The organism is Kosakonia sp. H02 (genome assembly GCA_030704225.1).
Classification (GTDB): domain Bacteria; phylum Pseudomonadota; class Gammaproteobacteria; order Enterobacterales; family Enterobacteriaceae; genus Kosakonia.
In genome coordinates this window covers 861,995-879,217 of the sequence record CP131915.1, presented here as the reverse complement: position 1 = coordinate 879,217, position 17,223 = coordinate 861,995, and the positions used below count along the sequence as shown (strand labels likewise).

Below are 17,223 nucleotides of genomic sequence, written 5' to 3'. Positions count from 1 at the left end.
GCTTCCTGAACCGATAACGCCGCCGTCAATGTAACGGTGCGCGGTTTTGCAGTACGTGAGCAATATTTCTTATTTTTTATTGATACCTCATGGAGTTACGGAATGTTTACCTTGAATCCCATTGTCCGGGGAGGCCTCTGTGCGTCCGCTTTATCGCTGGCGTTACCGGTGATGGCTGCCGTAGAGGAAGGTGAAACGCTGGTGGTCACGGCTTCTGCCAGCGAGCAAAACCTGAAAGACGCGCCCGCCAGTATCAGCGTCATTACGCAACAAGACTTGCAGCGCAAACCGGTGCAAAACCTGAATGACGTGCTGAAAGAAGTCCCCGGCGTGCAGCTGACCAACGAAGGCGATAACCGCAAAGGCGTCAGTTTGCGCGGGCTGAGCAGCAGTTACACGCTCATTCTCATCGATGGCAAACGCGTCAATTCCCGCAACGCGGTGTTCCGCCACAATGACTTTGACCTCAACTGGATCCCGGTCGATGCCATCGAACGTATCGAAGTGGTGCGCGGACCGATGTCCTCACTGTATGGTTCCGATGCGCTCGGTGGCGTGGTGAATATCATTACCAAAAAAATTGGCCAGCGCTGGAGCGGTACGATCACCGCCGACACCACGCTTCAGGAGCACCGCGATCGCGGCGATACCTGGAACGGCCAGTTCTACACCAGTGGCCCGCTGATTGACGGCGTGCTGGGGTTGAAAGCGTTTGGCAGCGTGGCGAAGCGCGAAAAAGATCAGCAGCAAGCCTCGCAAACTGCCGCAACGGGCGAATCGCCGCGCATTGAAGGTTTCACCAGCCGCGATGGCAACGTGGAGTTTGCCTGGACGCCGGATGAAAATCACGACTTTACCGCCGGTTACGGTTACGACCGACAGGATCGCGACTCCGATTCGCTGGACAAAAACCGCCTCGACCGGCAGAACTACTCGCTGGCGCATAACGGACGCTGGGGCATGGCAAACAGCGAACTGCGCTTTTACGGCGAGAAGATCGATAACAAAAACCCCGGCAATAGCGGCGCGATAAGCTCAGAGAGCAACACGATTGATGGCAAATTCGTCCTGCCACTGGGTGACATCAATCAACTTATTACCCTCGGCGGCGAGTGGCGTCACGACAAGCTGAAAGATCCCGTTAACCTCACCGGCGGCACCAGCAGCCAAACTTCAACCAGCCAGTACGCGCTGTTTGTCGAAGATGAGTGGCGGATTTTCGAACCGCTGGCGCTGACTACCGGCATCCGTATGGACGATCACGATACCTACGGCGATCACTGGAGCCCGCGCGCTTATCTGGTGTGGAGCGCCACCGACACGGTAACGGTGAAAGGCGGCTGGGCGACGGCGTTTAAAGCGCCATCACTGCTGCAATTAAGCCCGGACTGGGCGACCAACTCTTGTCGCGGCGGTTGCCGCATTGTCGGCAGTCCGGAACTGAAACCGGAAACCAGTGAAAGCTTTGAACTGGGGCTCTATTACAGCGGCGAAGAGGGCTGGCTGGACGGCGTGCAGGGCAGTGTCACCGCGTTCCAGAACAATATTGAAGACATGATCAATATTAACCGCACGTCGAGCCTGACCGAGGCGCCTGGCTATTCCAACTTTGTCGGCTTTGAACGCAATGCCAACGGCGTGCTGGTGCCGGTGTTCCGCTATTACAACGTCAACAAAGCGCGTATTCAGGGCGTGGAAACCGAGCTGAAGATCCCGTTTGATGAGGCATGGAAACTGACGCTGAATTACACCTATAACGACGGGCGCGATCTCAGCGGCGGCGGCAATAAGCCCTTGCAGGATCTGCCGTTCCATACTGCCAACGGTACGCTGGACTGGCAGGCCACAGAGGCGTGGTCGTTCTATCTTTCAGCGAACTACAGCGGTGAAAAACGCTCCGTCTCGCAGGGCGCAACGCCGGGCGGTTACGTTATCTGGAACACCGGCGGCGCGTGGCAGGCAACGAAAAATGTCAAACTGCGTGCCGGTGTGCTGAACCTGGCGGACAAAGATTTAAGCCGCGACGATTACAGCTACAACGAAGATGGCCGTCGCTACTTTATGGCTGTGGATTACCGCTTCTGATAAGAAAACCCCGGCGCAACGCTCGCGCCGGGGCATGGACTATTTCAGCAAGTGCTGCGCATGGAAGCGCAGATGATCTTCAATAAACGAGGCAATAAAGAAATAGCTGTGATCGTAGCCCGACTGGATACGCAGCGTCAGCGGCCAGGCTTTTTGCCGTGCCACTTCTGCCAGCCGCGCGGGTTGCAGTTGATCGGCGAGGAACTGATCGCCATCACCCTGGTCGATAAGCGTCGGGATGGCGTCATTTTCTGCACTTTCCAGCATCAATGCGCAGCTATCCCACGCGCGCCACTGCTCGGCATCCTCACCTAAGTAAGCGGTAAAGGCTTTTTGCCCCCACGGCACTTGCAGCGGGTTAACAATCGGCGCGAACGCTGAAACGCTGGTGTAACGACCGGGGTTTTTCAGCGCCATGATCAGCGCGCCGTGGCCGCCCATTGAGTGGCCGCTGATTGCCTCGCGCGGACTGACATTAAACTCAGACTGGATCAGCGCCGGTAACTCATCGCGCAGGTAATCGTACATGCGGTAGTGCGCCGCCCACGGTTGCTGCGTGGCATTGAGATAGAATCCCGCGCCTTTACCCAGATCGTAACTGTCGGCATCGGCAACATCATCACCGCGCGGGCTGGTGTCCGGCATCACCAGCACAATACCCAGCTCGGCAGCGACACGCTGCGCGCCCGCTTTGGTGGTGAAATTCTCATCGTTACAGGTCAGGCCGGAGAGCCAGTAAAGCACCGGCGGGCGGGTTTCACTGCGCTGCGGCGGTAAAAAGATGCTGAACGTCATGGTGCAGTTCAGGACGTGGGAGTCGTGACGCCAGCGTTGCTGCCAGCCTTCAAAACAGCGATGCTCTTCGAGCAATTCCATGCGGGGCTCCTCAGGGTCTTCACAGAGAGAAACATTCATAATACAGATTATTCCCGCCGCTGTGAGTAACTTTCACTTCCGCATCAATACAACATACTGCATCATAAACATAACTTTACATTAACATTTCGGAGGCTGAGATGGCGCAACGCGTCGCGCTGTGTGGTTTTATCGTGCTGGTGGTGGCGATGGGCATCGGGCGATTTGCTTTTACGCCGCAGGTGCCGTTGATGATCCGCGAGGGACAACTCACCCTCACCAGCGCCGGGCTGGTCGCGGCCATTAACTACCTCGGTTATTTGCTTGGTGCATGGGATGCCATGCGTGCGCAGCGGCATATCGAAGTGCGTCTCTATCTGGGCATTGGCGGTGCGGTAGCGCTGACCTTCTTATCGGCGGTGGCGGATAACGCCCTTGTGCATGGCGCAATGCGGCTGGTCATTGGCGCGATGAGCGGCTGGGCGATGGTGCTGATTGCCGCATGGACCAACGAGCGGCTGGCGCACGCCGGGAAACCGGGTCTGAGCGCGGCAGTGTTTGCCGGGCCAGGCGCCGGGATTGCCTTCAGTGGTTTGTTGGCGGTGGCCATTCAGGCGAAAGGGCTGAGTGCCGGTGCCGCCTGGCAGGTGTATGGCGTGCTGGCGCTGCTGCTGGTCGCGATTATTGCCCGCTATCTGCCAAGGCCGGGCGAATGGCACAGGCCAGGGGAAAAGCCACAGCCGCTGCACTTAACGCCCGATCTTAAGCGTCTGGTCTGGAGCTACAGCCTGGCCGGGTTTGGCTATATCCTCCCGGCGACATTTTTGTCGCAAATGGCGGCGCTGCGTTTTCCCGGCAGTCTGTTTGCTCAGTTTGTCTGGCCGGTCTTCGGCGCCGCCGCGGTTATTGGCATTGCGTTAAGCATTATGTTGCGCCATGTCGGCCACAGCCATCAGCGGCTGGCGATAGTGCTGTGGTTACAGGGCGCGGGCGTGCTGGCGGCGTGGCTGTTGCCGGGGATGAGCGGGCTGGTGTGCGGCGCGCTGCTGGTCGGCGGCGGTTTTCTGTGCGCGGTGCAGCTTTCGCTGTTATACGGTCGCGAGCTTGCGCCGAATCACACGCGGTATATGGCCGGGCTGCTGACCACCGGCTATGCGGTGGGGCAACTGGTCGGCCCGATGACTTCCGCCATCTCAACCTGGCTGACACAGCGTCTTGAACCGGCGCTCGGCGTGGCGGCAATTGCGCTGTTAATCGGCGGGCTTTTAGTGTGGAAACGCAGTGCCTGAAAGGCGGTGGCGATTTCAATAATTATCATTATCGGGGCTGGATTATGTGCGCGGCCTCACGCACAATGTCCGTTCACTTTGCCGTAACAGGCGAAGCTCGCCACACCGCAGGAGAATAAAAACATGTCATCACTCAGTAAAGAAGCGGCGCTCGTCCATGAGGCTCTGGTTGCCCGTGGTCTGGAAACGCCGCTGCGCCCACCGGTGCAAATGGATAATGAATCCCGTAAACGTCTTATCGCCGGGCATATGACCGAGATTATGCAACTGCTCAATCTCGATCTGAGTGATGACAGCCTGATGGAAACGCCGCACCGCATCGCCAAAATGTATGTCGATGAGATTTTCTCCGGCCTTGATTACGCCAACTTCCCGAAAATCACCGTCATCGAAAATAAGATGAAAGTGGATGAGATGGTGACGGTGCGCGATATCACGCTTACCAGCACCTGCGAACATCACTTTGTCACTATCGACGGCAAAGCCACCGTGGCGTATATCCCAAAAGAGTCGGTGATTGGCCTGTCGAAAATTAACCGCATTGTGCAGTTTTTTGCCCAGCGCCCGCAGGTTCAGGAGCGTTTAACTCAGCAGATCCTGACTGCCCTGCAAACCCTGCTTGGCACCAATAATGTCGCGGTATCGATTGATGCAGTTCATTATTGTGTGAAAGCGCGCGGTATTCGCGATGCGACCAGCGCGACCACGACGACCTCGCTCGGCGGCCTGTTTAAGTCGAGCCAGAACACCCGCCAGGAGTTCCTGCGCGCCGTTCGCCACATCTCTAATTGACCGGAGCTGCCGACATGGAAAGGAATGTCACGCTGGATTTTATTCGTGGCATCGCCATTCTCGGCATTCTGCTGCTCAATATCACCGCCTTTGGTTTACCGAAGGCGGCCTATCTTAACCCCGCCTGGTATGGCGCGATCACGGCGCGTGATGCCTGGACCTGGGCGCTGCTCGATCTCTTCGCGCAGGTTAAATTCCTCTCGCTGTTCGCCATTCTTTTCGGCGCGGGCCTGCAAATGCTGCTGCCGCGCGGTAAACGCTGGATCCAGTCGCGTCTGACGTTGCTGGTGCTGCTTGGGTTTATTCACGCGCTCTTTTTCTGGGATGGCGATATTTTGCTGGCTTATGGGCTGGTGGGGCTGATTTCCTGGCGTATGATCTGCGATGCGCAAAGTGTCAAAACCATGTTCAACACCGGCGTGGTGCTGTATCTCATTGGCATCGCCGTGTTGTTGCTGTTGGGTTTCATTTCCGGCTCTGCGCCGAACCGCTCATGGTTGCCGGATGCCGCCAATATTCAGTATGAAAGCTGGTGGAAAACCAGCGGCGGCATGATGGAAGCGCTGAGTAACCGCGCCGGTTTGTTATCTAACACGATGCTGGCGCTGGGGGCGCAATATGGCTGGCAGCTGGCCGGTTTGATGCTGCTGGGTGCCGCGTTAATGCGCAGCGGCTGGCTGAAAGGGCAGTTCAGCCTTCGCCATTACCGCCGCGTTGGCGCATCGATGATTGCGCTGGGGATGCTGATAAACATTCCGGCGATTATTGCCCAGTGGCAATTGGGCTGGTCATACCGCTGGTGCGCGTTTATTTTGCAAGCACCGCGCGAGCTGAGCGCGCCGCTCCAGGCGGTGGGTTACGCCGCGCTGGCGTGGGGCTTCTGGCCGCAGATCTGCGGCTATAAACTGGTGAATGCTATCGCCTGCGTCGGGCGCATGGCGCTCACCAACTACCTATTACAAACCCTGATTTGCACCACGCTGTTTAACCGCCTCGGGCTGTTTATGCAGTTCGACCGCCTGCAACTGCTGGCCTTTGTCCCGGCGGTATGGGTCGTTAACATTCTCTTCTCGGTATTCTGGCTTAAGCGTTTTCGCCAGGGGCCGCTGGAGTGGTTGTGGCGACAATTAACCGCGCGTGCTGCGGGGAGCGCATTACAACGCACATCCAGATAACGATCTGGATCACAATCATTAACAAAACGGATGTAACCGTTTCCATTCATGTGATGTCACTCACGTAGCAACCCCGTTCCGACTGCCAGAATAGCCTCCTTACTTAACCCAGGGGGTGACTGTGAACTGCCGCAATCCAGAAAAGGTGGGTAAAAATGATCACCATTCGTGACGTTGCCCGTCATGCGGGCGTCTCTGTCGCGACGGTTTCCCGCGTGCTCAACAACAGCGCGCTGGTCAGCCAGGAAACACGGGAAACCGTGATGAAAGCGGTCGCCCAGCTTGGTTATCGCCCTAATGCCAACGCCCAGGCGCTGGCGACGCAGGTTAGCGACACCATCGGCGTGGTGGTGATGGATGTCTCCGATGCCTTTTTCGGCGCGCTGGTAAAAGCGGTCGATACCGTCGCCCAGCAGCACCAGAAATATGTGCTGATTGGCAATAGCTACCATGAAGCGGAAAAAGAGCGCCACGCCATTGAAGTGCTGATTCGCCAGCGCTGTAACGCTTTGATTGTGCACTCTAAAGCCCTCAGTGATGAAGAACTCACGGGCTTTATGGAGCAGATCCCTGGCATGGTGTTGATTAACCGGCTGGTACCGGGCTACGCGCACCGTTGCGTCTGCCTTGATAACGTCAGCGGAGCGGTGATGGCCACGCGGATGTTGCTTAATAACGGTCATCAGCGCATCGGCTATCTGGCGTCCAGTCACCAGATTGAAGATAACGATCTGCGCCGCAATGGCTGGTTCCGCGCGCTGGAAGAGCAGGGCATCACCGCGCCTGACAGTTGGGTCGGCACCGGTTCGCCGGATATGCAGGGCGGCGAAGCGGCAATGGTTGAACTGCTCGGGCGCAACCTGCAACTTACCGCCGTGTTTGCCTATAACGACAGCATGGCCGCGGGGGCGTTGACGGCGCTGAAAGATAACGGCATTGCGGTGCCGCAGCATCTGTCACTCATTGGTTTCGATGATATTCCCATTGCCCGTTACACCGACCCGCAACTGACCACGGTACGCTATCCGGTGGCGTCAATGGCGCGGCTGGCGACAGAACTCGCCTTACAGGGCGCGGCAGGCAAGCTGGATCCCGAGGCTGCGCACTGCTTTATGCCGACTCTGGTGCGCCGCCACTCTGTTACCGCGCGGCAAACTGTGGCACCGATCACTAACTTATAACGCACAGTGATGTAACCGTTTTCAATCTGTGAGTAAATTCACAGTATCTTAACAAGGCGCTGACTATGATGTCAGCGTTTTGGAAGCTGAAACACGATGTAACGGTGATTATTCACTTTTACTTTTGGTGCTCTCATTGAAACATCGGATAAAGCGAACTTCTGGAGCGTTACCGAACACGGACGAATGGATTTTTTAGCGTGAACGTCGGTAGTCAGTAACGTCTTCGTAACATACTGGCCCGCCGAGCATTATTCACAAGAACTACCCTGCATATAAAAATATCGGAGATACCATGAATAAGAAGGTGTTGACTCTGTCTGCTGTCATGGCAAGCATGCTTTTTGGCGCAGCCGCACACGCAGCGGATACCCGCATTGGTGTGACCATCTATAAATATGACGATAACTTCATGTCCGTTGTTCGTAAGGCTATTGAAAAAGACGCCAAAGAAGCGCCGGACGTTCAGCTGCTGATGAACGACTCCCAAAACGACCAATCCAAACAGAATGATCAGATAGACGTCCTGCTGGCAAAAGGCGTGAAAGCGCTGGCGATCAACCTGGTTGACCCGGCTGCGGCAGGCACGGTAATTGAAAAAGCGCGTGGCCAGAATGTGCCAATCGTCTTCTTCAACAAAGAGCCGTCCCGTAAAGCGCTGGATAGCTATGACAAAGCCTACTACGTGGGTACTGACTCGAAAGAATCCGGGGTTATTCAGGGCGACCTGATTGCTAAACACTGGGCAGCTAACCAGGGCTGGGATCTGAACAAAGATGGTCAAATCCAGTTCGTGCTGCTGAAAGGCGAGCCGGGCCACCCGGATGCGGAAGCGCGCACCACGTACGTGGTGAAAGAACTGAATGAGAAAGGCATCAAAACCCAGCAACTGGCGTTAGATACCGCAATGTGGGACACCGCGCAGGCGAAAGATAAGATGGACGCCTGGCTCTCTGGCCCGAACGCCAACAAAATCGAAGTGGTTATCGCCAACAACGATGCGATGGCAATGGGCGCAGTAGAAGCGCTGAAAGCGCACAACAAATCCGCTATTCCGGTATTTGGCGTGGATGCGCTGCCAGAAGCCCTGGCGCTGGTGAAATCCGGTGCGCTGGCCGGTACCGTGCTGAACGATGCTAACAACCAGGCGAAAGCCACCTTCGATCTGGCGAAAAACCTTGCCGATGGTAAAGGTGCGGCGGATGGCACGAGCTGGAAAATTGAGAATAAGATTGTCCGTATTCCTTACGTCGGCGTTGATAAAGACAACCTGACAGAAATCTCCGGTAAATAATTTTTTGTAACACCGTTCTCACTGGGCGTATTGATTAATACGCCCATTTATAAAAATGATATGCCAGGCCAACAAGGTATAATTATGGTCAGCAATAATACTCAGTCGTCAGGTGAATTCTTGTTGGAAATGAGCAATATCAACAAGTCATTTCCCGGCGTAAAGGCACTTGATAATGTCAATTTAAAAGTCCGTCCTCACTCCATTCATGCATTAATGGGGGAAAACGGTGCGGGTAAATCAACATTATTAAAATGTCTTTTTGGGATCTATCAAAAAGATTCCGGCAGCATCCTTTTTCAGGGCAAAGAGATCGATTTCCACTCAGCTAAAGAGGCGCTGGAAAACGGTATTTCCATGGTTCACCAGGAATTAAACCTGGTACTGCAACGATCCGTTATGGATAATATGTGGCTGGGGCGTTACCCCACCAAAGGCATGTTTGTTGATCAGGATAAAATGTTCCGCGACACCAAAGATATCTTTGATGAGCTGGATATTGATATCGATCCACGCGCGCGCGTAGGCACATTATCCGTGTCGCAAATGCAGATGATTGAAATAGCGAAAGCGTTCTCCTATAACGCTAAGATCGTTATTATGGATGAGCCTACTTCTTCGCTGACCGAAAAAGAGGTTAATCATCTGTTTAAAATTATCCGCAAGCTGAAAGAGCGCGGCTGCGGTATTGTTTATATCTCCCACAAAATGGAAGAAATATTCCAGCTGTGTGATGAAATCACTATTCTGCGCGACGGTCAGTGGATTGCCACCCAGCCGCTCGAAGGGCTGGATATGGATAAGATCATCGCCATGATGGTGGGCCGCTCGTTGAACCAACGCTTCCCGGACAAGCACAACACGCCGGGGGAAACCATTCTCGAAGTGCGTAATCTCACCTCGTTGCGCCAGCCGTCGATTCGCGACGTCAGCTTTGATTTACGCAAAGGCGAAATTCTCGGGATTGCCGGCCTGGTCGGCGCAAAACGTACCGATATCGTCGAAACCTTATTTGGCATTCGTGAGAAATCAGCCGGTACCATTAAATTACATGGCAAGCAGATTAATAATCACAATGCTAATGAAGCCATTAATAATGGCTTTGCGCTAGTGACTGAAGAGCGCCGTTCTACCGGTATCTATGCTTATTTAGATATTGGATTTAACTCATTGATTTCCAATATTCAAAATTACAAAAATAAAGTCGGTTTGCTGGATAACAGCCGCATGAAAAGCGATACCCAATGGGTTATTGATTCGATGCGGGTAAAAACACCAGGGCACCGCACACAAATTGGTTCATTATCGGGTGGTAACCAGCAGAAAGTGGTTATTGGCCGCTGGCTGTTAACTCAGCCGGAAATTCTGATGCTTGATGAACCGACTCGCGGTATTGACGTTGGTGCGAAGTTTGAAATTTATCAACTGATTGCCGAGCTGGCGAAGAAGAATAAGGGGATTATTATTATCTCTTCTGAAATGCCTGAGTTGTTAGGCATCACTGACCGTATTCTGGTAATGAGCAATGGCCTTGTTTCCGGAATTGTTGATACTAAAACGACCACGCAAAACGAAATTCTCCGTCTTGCGTCTTTGCACCTTTAAGATCAGGGGCTCCTCATGAGTGCGTTAAATAAAAAAACTTTTCTCACTTATCTGAAAGACGGCGGGATTTACGTTGTTCTTTTAGTGTTACTGGCCATTATTATTTTTCAGGATCCCACGTTCTTAAGTTTGCTGAACTTAAGTAATATTCTGACCCAATCTTCCGTGCGCATTATTATCGCGCTCGGCGTCGCGGGGTTGATTGTGACCCAGGGGACGGATCTTTCTGCCGGGCGTCAGGTCGGTCTGGCGGCGGTGGTTGCCGCTACGCTGTTGCAGTCAATGGAAAACGTCAACAAAGTCTTCCCGGACATGGCCACCATGCCGATTCCGGTGGTGGTGCTGATTGTCTGCGTCATCGGCGCGATTATCGGCCTGGTCAACGGTATCATCATTGCTTACCTGAATGTGACGCCGTTTATCACCACGCTGGGTACGATGATTATCGTTTACGGTATCAACTCCCTCTATTACGACTTTGTGGGTGCGTCGCCGATCTCCGGCTTCGACAGCGGCTTCTCGACCTTTACGCAAGGCTTTATTGCGATGGGCAGTTTCCGCCTCTCCTATATCACCTTCTACGCGTTGATTGCCGTCGGCTTTGTCTGGGTGCTGTGGAATAAAACCCGCTTCGGTAAAAACATTTTCGCTATCGGCGGTAACCCGGAAGCAGCAAAAGTTTCTGGTGTGAACGTTGCCCTGAACCTGCTGATGATTTATGCGCTCTCCGGTGTGTTCTACGCCTTCGGCGGAATGCTGGAAGCGGGCCGCATCGGTTCAGCGACCAATAACCTTGGCTTTATGTATGAACTGGATGCTATCGCCGCGTGTGTGGTGGGCGGCGTCTCTTTCAGCGGCGGGGTAGGCACCGTGGTGGGCGTGGTGACCGGTGTGATTATCTTCACCGTTATCAACTACGGCCTGACCTATATCGGTATCAACCCGTACTGGCAGTACATCATCAAGGGCGGCATTATTATCTTCGCCGTGGCACTGGACTCCCTGAAGTACGCGCGTAAAAAATAATTTCTGTTCTGCACTTCAAGCCCGCTTATTTTAGCGGGCTTTTTTTATGGCGTTCGATTATTAAAAAACTTCACCGCTTCGCCATGGTGAAATTTCACTTCGCTGCTACGCTCTATCCCTGCCTGAATGGCATACGTCAGCCAGCATTCGCTACGCTTTTGCATACCTCTTTTTTGGGCTGAAAAGGCCCCTGAAAACGCATCTCATTGAAGATTCTGTTAAATTTAAGGGAATTCTGAAGGCCATCTTTCCGCTCGCTACTTACGCTTGAAACAATGAATCTGTGAAAGTTGTAAGCGCAGCTCAGGGGGATGCTTATGAATATTGTCTATTTTAAGGTGGATAATCTGCCGCATGAAAAAACGAATCAGGTCAATTTCCAGTTAAAGAACGTTGAACTTCTTCGTGACGGTGACGTTATCGCCACGCCCGGCGATATTAACGTTACCGCGTTGCCATTCTTCTACTTTTGTAGCGTGCCGACCGGGTTTCGCAAAATAGAATTCAGAATGAACAATAATCCGCCAGCGCGTGTCGTTTGTAGCGCAGGTTATTTAAAGACCGGTGACTATTTGGTGAATACACCGGAAGGGGAGATTGTGCTGCCATTTAACGCACTTAACGGCATGTGGACGCTGGATAAAACTACCGCCGCGCGGATTAACCATCAGGACTTTATGGCGCGGGCATTTACGCTTATCCGCCCAATTAAAAGTAATAACCGTCCTGCACCGCTGAATTAACGGCGCACTGTCAGTTTTTTCCTCTCTTTTGCATATCAATCAGCTGCTCGGCGGTGACCGCCGGGTAGCCTTGCGCATCGTTTGGCACTTCCTGCATTGAAGGGATTGGCACCAGCGGCCCCAGAAAACGGGGTTCGCGCTTAAACAGATACAAATCGGCAATGGTGCCGAGCCGCGCGCCAAACTCACGCGCCCGCACGCTCCACATATCTTTTGGTGACGGCACCGCATAACACTGCGCCTGAATGCCTAAATGCCGGGCGATAAACAGCGCCCGCTCGCAGTGAAAACGCTGGGTGATAATGATGAAATCGTTGGTATCAAACACTTTGCGGGTACGGACTATTGAGTCCAGCGTGCGGAAACCCGCGTAATCGAGCACGATGTCCGCAGGATCGACGCCTGCGGCAATCAAGTCTTTGCGCATGGTCATCGGCTCATTATAGCTTTGCAGGGCATTGTCACCGCTCAGCAGCAGGTAATTGACCTTGCCGCTGTTATAGGCGTTAAGCGCGCCCTGAATGCGGTAGCGATAATATTGGTTGATAACACCAGTGCGGTAATATTTGGCGGTGCCGAGTACAACGCCCACCTGACGCCAGGGGAGATCCTGCAAGTCGTCGTAAATATAGGGGGCGGTTTTCCAGCTCATCCAGCGGTCTAAGCCAAGCGCAGTCAACAGCAGCAGGCCGATCAGGACTAACAGGCTGTAGAAAAAACGCTTAAACATGAAGCTGACTCGGTAGGGAATGGAAATTTCACTCAGGCTACTTTACCCGCACGGCAAGCGCAAGAAACGCAGGTTCAATTGCGGGGTTTTTCATCACTGCGGGCCGGAACCCGCAGTAATACGCTTAGAGCAGCACGCGTTCAACCTGCTCGCAACCCAGCGCCCGCAAGGTTGCCAGCGTGGCATCCCACTGCGTTAACGGCGCATCGGCACGTTCTGCCAGCACCGCGCGCTCGATATCCGCATAATCAAAACCGCTCAGGCTCAGAAGATTTAACGCGCCTTGCAGCGGCGGCAATGTGGGGTTAAAAGCGGCGTTTTCGGCGTAGCGCCCGCTGAAAATCTGCCCGTTACGACCGGCAAGGGCCACACCAGAAGGCGACTGGGTATAAGGGGAATGGCTTTGATTCGCGGCAGCGATTGCCGCTTGCGTCAGCTTATCACCGCGCAGCGGGAAGCTGTGGTTCTGCTCATCCATCAACAATGTTTTGATGTCGAGATCTTTTGGGCCAAACGCATCCGGCAGGTAATCGCCCAGCGTGTGCGGCGCACGGCCTGGCAGATGAATGCGCAGGCTCAGCCCACTGTTGAGCTCGTTCATAAACTGGCGGCAGTGGCCGCAGGGCGTGTAATTGACCGTGACAGCGGCCAGCGCGTTTTCACCGCGCAGCCAGGCGTGGCTGATGGCGCTCTGTTCGGCATGTACCGTTTGTTGCATGGTCGCGCCGCGAAACTCCATATTGGCACCAAAGTACCAGTTGCCGCTGATGCCTCGCGCAATGGCCCCGACATTAAAATGGGAAAGGTCAGTGCGGGCACACGCGGCGGCGAGAGGAAGCAGGGCGAAGGCCAATGCATCGGCGTCCAGTTGCGTCGCGCTTTGCAACGTTGCCACCTGCTCTGCACTCAGCATGGCGGGGAAATGATCATCCGCCAGCAGAGGAGCCAACGCGGCCTGTAAATTCTCCGCAAGCCCGGAATAAGCAGTGTGAAAACGTGAATGCATAGCAGTGCCTCATAGCGTGTATTGGAACCGTAGTTTACGGGTCCGTATCGCTCTTATGTGTGACTCACTTCACATTGCATGTGCAACTTATGTAACTCAGATGAATATTGCGCGACGCATCGCAAATTTTAACCCCACAGCGCAAGGAGCAGCGGGAACAGGAACGGAGCCAGCAGCGAGGTGATTATCCCGCAGATCACCAGCGCCAGAGAACTGAACGCCCCTTCCTGATAATCCAGCTCGGCACAACGCGCAGTCCCCAATGCATGGGACGCCGTTCCCATTGCCAGCCCGCGCGCCGATTTGGTTTTGATACGCATCAGGTTCAGCAAGGTATGACCAAATACTGCGCCCAATACGCCGACGAAAATTACGCACACGGCGCTGATCGCCGGGATACCGCCGAGGCTGCCGCCCACCGCCATCGCAATCGGTGTGGTAACGGATTTGGGCAAAATTGAGGCGGCAATTTCCGGCGTCGCACCCATCAACAGCGCAATCAATGTACCGCTGATCATCGCCACCAGGCTGCCGATAAAGCAGATAGTGATGATGGATTTCCAGCGGGCGCGGATCTGGTGTAACTGCTCATACAGTGGAAAGGCCAGCGCGACGACGGCGGGTTGCAGCAGATCGTTGAGGATTTTGCTGCCCTGGAAATAGTGATCGTACGGCGTGCCGGTCAACAGCAGGATCGGGATAATCACCACCATCGCCACCAGCAGCGGGTTAAGCAGCGGCGATTTGAAACGGGCGGCAAGTTTACGCGCGGCAAAAAATACCGCCAGGGTTAGCGGCAGCGACCACCAGATATACGTCATCATTTCTTACGCCCTTTTTTGCCGACCACGTTACGCTCGCCGTGCACCAGATGCGTGCTCCAGCTCACCACCAAAAAGACAATCGCGGTACTGACCGCACAGGAAACAATAATCGGGCCGAACTGCGCCCGCAGCAGGTCGTAATACTGCATCACACCCACACCGATAGGCACGAACAGCAACACCATATAGCGGATAAAGAAAAAGCAGCCGGGGTTTACCCATTTGGCGGGCAGGATTTGCAGCGCCAGCAGGACAAACATAATCAGCATGCCAATAATGCTGCCGGGAATGGCAATAGGCAGCAGCGAGGCGACAAAAATACCGGCGTATAAACACGCGTAGATAAGCACAAAAGCACGAAGGTACTGCCAGATAATATTCAATGATTTACTCATGGTGAAAGCCCTTGCCGAAACGCATTCATCATACAATTAAAGCGAAAAACGTGCTACTGATCACATCATGAATTCTGAGCATACCAAACATTCCATTGAGTAAGGTTATGCATTCCTCCAGGATTTGCTGTGCGCTGCGGGTGAACGTCCCGGCTCATGGAGCCGGGATGCGTTCAGAAGGTGACGTTCAGTTTGCCCCAAACGGTTCTGCCGGGTTCATTTATCGGCCTGTTGGCCGTATAGCCAAAACTGCGATTTCCCGCGAGATTCAAATGCTCACTGTAGGTTCTGTTGAGAAGATTATCGACCCCGGCGCTCAGCTTAACCTGTGTCGTCATACGATACGCCGCATCGGCTGAAAGCACCGCAAACCCGGCGCTGCGGGAAAAGTCTTTGCCGACCACATTGCCCTGGTTAATCGCCACGCGGTGCTGGGCGCTGACCAGGCGCAGCAAGCCGCTGCTGCTCCAGTCGCCTTGTTGCCAGCTCAGCCCGAAACGGGCATCAAGCGGGGGGATTTGCGGTAATGGCCGGTGATCATCACGATTTTCTCCCCATGCATAGGCCAGGCTGGCCTCGGTTTTCCAGGCTTGCGTGAGCTGATAACTGACCCCGGTTTCGCTGCCCAAAATCGTGGCGTTGATGTTATCCACCTGGCTTAACCGCGCCTTGGGCGGGGCGTAGCGAAACAGGATAAAATCATGCACCCGACCCAGATACGCCGACACCCAGCCATTGAGTTGTGTCCCGGTATAATGTGCGCCGATATCAAGCTGGGTGGTCTTTTCGCTCTTGAGCCTGGCGAATGCTTGATCGCTACGGGTTGAGGAAAACAGTTCCCAATAATCGGGAAAGCGTTCGGTATAACCCAGCCCCGCATAGAGCATGGTCGACAAACCCACAGGTTGATGTTCGATACGCACAAACCCGGCGGGTAGCGTCTCTGTACGGTGCGCGGCAAAGCGCGTCACTTTAACGCTGTCGACACGCGCGCCACTAACGAGATGGCTCTGCGCTGTGGCATGCCAGGTTAATTCGCTGAACACACCCGCATCGCGAAAACGGGCATCCTGCACCTGGTGGCTCGCAATATGGCGGTAATGGGTATTGTGCTGCGCGTCCGTGCCGCCGCGTAGTTCAACCTGTGACCAGTGCCAGGTGCCCATCATTCGCCCGCCGAGGGTTTTACGCTCAACCTGCTTGCGCATCGGCATCTTTGGCTGCGGGCGCAGCGTGTAGTTATCCATAATGTGGTCGGCAGCGTTGCTGTAGAGACTGGCCTCGAACTTCTCGAACACCTCGCCCAGCGCGGATTTTTCCACCCGCAGGCCCAGGCTTTCACGTTTGAACTGCGTTCCGTCCATGGTGCGCCCGGCGTAGCGGGCTTCCCCGTCGCCTTTCCCGGCGGTGAGCGCCAGCAAGGTTGTTTTATCCGGCGTCCAGCCGAGTTCCAGATCGCCATTCCATTTTCGCCATTTCGACGGCACCCGATCGCCGCGCCCGTCTTTATAATCCCCGGCACGAGCGTGATTGCCGAGCAGGCGTAAATATCCCTCTTCGTTGCCGAGGCTCACATCGGCACGTTCATCCCGGCGCGTGCTGGAGCCCGCCAGCAGCGAAGCGCTTCCTTCCATTCCCGGTTTATCAAAGCGCGGCGGTTCGCGCTCAAAACGGATTGTCCCGGCGGAGTTGCCCGGCCCCCACAGCACCGTTTCCGGGCCTTTGATGAGCGTCAGCAGATCGAAATTTTCCGGCGAGATATAAGCACTCGGCGCATCCATTCTGCCGCCGCAGGCGCCGAGCATTTCGCCGTTGTCGGCCAAAATACGCAGGCGCGAGCCGAACATGCCGCGAAACACCGGGTCGCCGTTGGTGCCGCCGTTGCGCACTTGTGAAAATCCGGGCAGGTTTTTCAGGTAATCTGCACCGTCGCTGGCGGGAAGCAGCGGGTGGGACGCTTTCGGCGAGGTGATAATTTCAAGCGGGGAGGGGATGGGTGACGTCACAATCATCAGCGAATCGTGTGGCAAAGCGGCCTGTGTCAGCGGCACCATCAGGAATGATGGTGCCAGGATTGCGGGTATAACTGTTTGTATTTTCATAAGCTTCCTTACTGTTGATAATGCATAACGCGGATACAGCCCTGAGCGTTATGCGCAATTCATCCATGGAAATGCGTTTGGCGCAGTGTAACTGAAGAGAATTTGTACTGTTACAGATTCG

Annotated in this window: 15 protein-coding genes; 9 read left to right on the top strand and 6 right to left on the bottom strand. The window is 54.6% G+C overall.

The features are described from left to right. The first annotated feature begins 102 nt into the window (after positions 1 to 102). Positions 103 to 2,085, top strand: coding sequence for a catecholate siderophore receptor CirA (gene cirA, locus Q5705_04240; protein WLI77775.1), 1,983 nt, complete (start codon positions 103 to 105; stop codon positions 2,083 to 2,085). A 39-nt stretch (positions 2,086 to 2,124) separates the two neighbouring features. On the opposite strand, the gene fghA is transcribed toward cirA, so the two are convergent. Beyond that, entirely contained in the window at positions 2,125 to 2,961 is an 837-nt protein-coding gene (gene fghA / locus Q5705_04235; GenBank protein WLI77774.1) for an S-formylglutathione hydrolase, read from the bottom strand. A gap of 140 nt (positions 2,962 to 3,101) precedes the next feature. On the opposite strand from fghA, the gene Q5705_04230 reads away from it, so the two are divergent. The 8 genes from Q5705_04230 (at position 3,102) to Q5705_04195 (ending at position 12,045) form a co-directional block, all read left to right on the top strand. Continuing rightward, entirely contained in the window at positions 3,102 to 4,229 is a 1,128-nt protein-coding gene (locus Q5705_04230; GenBank protein ID WLI77773.1) for a YbfB/YjiJ family MFS transporter, read from the top strand. A gap of 123 nt (positions 4,230 to 4,352) precedes the next feature. Next, positions 4,353 to 5,021 (top strand): GTP cyclohydrolase I FolE, encoded by a 669-nt coding sequence (gene folE / locus Q5705_04225; GenBank protein ID WLI77772.1) that lies wholly within the window; start codon positions 4,353 to 4,355, stop codon positions 5,019 to 5,021. Positions 5,022 to 5,035: 14 nt separating this feature from the next. Then, entirely contained in the window at positions 5,036 to 6,196 is a 1,161-nt protein-coding gene (yeiB, locus tag Q5705_04220; GenBank protein WLI77771.1) for a DUF418 domain-containing protein YeiB, read from the top strand. A 155-nt stretch (positions 6,197 to 6,351) separates the two neighbouring features. Next, on the top strand, positions 6,352 to 7,377 hold the full coding sequence (gene galS, locus Q5705_04215; GenBank protein WLI77770.1) for an HTH-type transcriptional regulator GalS: 1,026 nt from the start codon (positions 6,352 to 6,354) through the stop codon (positions 7,375 to 7,377). 295 nt (positions 7,378 to 7,672) lie between these two features. Next, on the top strand, positions 7,673 to 8,671 hold the full coding sequence (mglB, locus tag Q5705_04210) for a galactose/glucose ABC transporter substrate-binding protein MglB (GenBank protein ID WLI77769.1): 999 nt from the start codon (positions 7,673 to 7,675) through the stop codon (positions 8,669 to 8,671). An 84-nt stretch (positions 8,672 to 8,755) separates the two neighbouring features. Then, positions 8,756 to 10,276, top strand: coding sequence for a galactose/methyl galactoside ABC transporter ATP-binding protein MglA (gene mglA / locus Q5705_04205; GenBank protein WLI77768.1), 1,521 nt, complete (start codon positions 8,756 to 8,758; stop codon positions 10,274 to 10,276). Positions 10,277 to 10,291: 15 nt separating this feature from the next. Continuing rightward, complete coding sequence (gene mglC / locus Q5705_04200) at positions 10,292 to 11,302, top strand: galactose/methyl galactoside ABC transporter permease MglC (GenBank protein WLI77767.1); 1,011 nt, start codon at positions 10,292 to 10,294, stop codon at positions 11,300 to 11,302. Between the two features lie 317 nt (positions 11,303 to 11,619). Next, positions 11,620 to 12,045, top strand: a complete 426-nt coding sequence (locus Q5705_04195; protein WLI77766.1) for a hypothetical protein — start codon at positions 11,620 to 11,622, stop codon at positions 12,043 to 12,045. A gap of 10 nt (positions 12,046 to 12,055) precedes the next feature. On the opposite strand, the gene sanA is transcribed toward Q5705_04195, so the two are convergent. From sanA to Q5705_04170, 5 genes are all read right to left on the bottom strand, one after another. Next, complete coding sequence (gene sanA / locus Q5705_04190; protein WLI77765.1) at positions 12,056 to 12,775, bottom strand: outer membrane permeability protein SanA; 720 nt, start codon at positions 12,773 to 12,775, stop codon at positions 12,056 to 12,058. A gap of 124 nt (positions 12,776 to 12,899) precedes the next feature. After that, entirely contained in the window at positions 12,900 to 13,781 is an 882-nt protein-coding gene (cdd, locus tag Q5705_04185) for a cytidine deaminase (GenBank protein ID WLI77764.1), read from the bottom strand. A gap of 128 nt (positions 13,782 to 13,909) precedes the next feature. Continuing rightward, complete coding sequence (locus Q5705_04180) at positions 13,910 to 14,605, bottom strand: CidB/LrgB family autolysis modulator (GenBank protein ID WLI77763.1); 696 nt, start codon at positions 14,603 to 14,605, stop codon at positions 13,910 to 13,912. Continuing rightward, complete coding sequence (locus Q5705_04175; protein ID WLI77762.1) at positions 14,602 to 15,000, bottom strand: CidA/LrgA family protein; 399 nt, start codon at positions 14,998 to 15,000, stop codon at positions 14,602 to 14,604. Before Q5705_04175 ends, Q5705_04180 begins: the two co-directional genes overlap by 4 nt. A gap of 173 nt (positions 15,001 to 15,173) precedes the next feature. Next, on the bottom strand, positions 15,174 to 17,054 hold the full coding sequence (locus tag Q5705_04170) for a TonB-dependent copper receptor (GenBank protein ID WLI78966.1): 1,881 nt from the start codon (positions 17,052 to 17,054) through the stop codon (positions 15,174 to 15,176). Positions 17,055 to 17,223 lie beyond the last annotated feature (169 nt).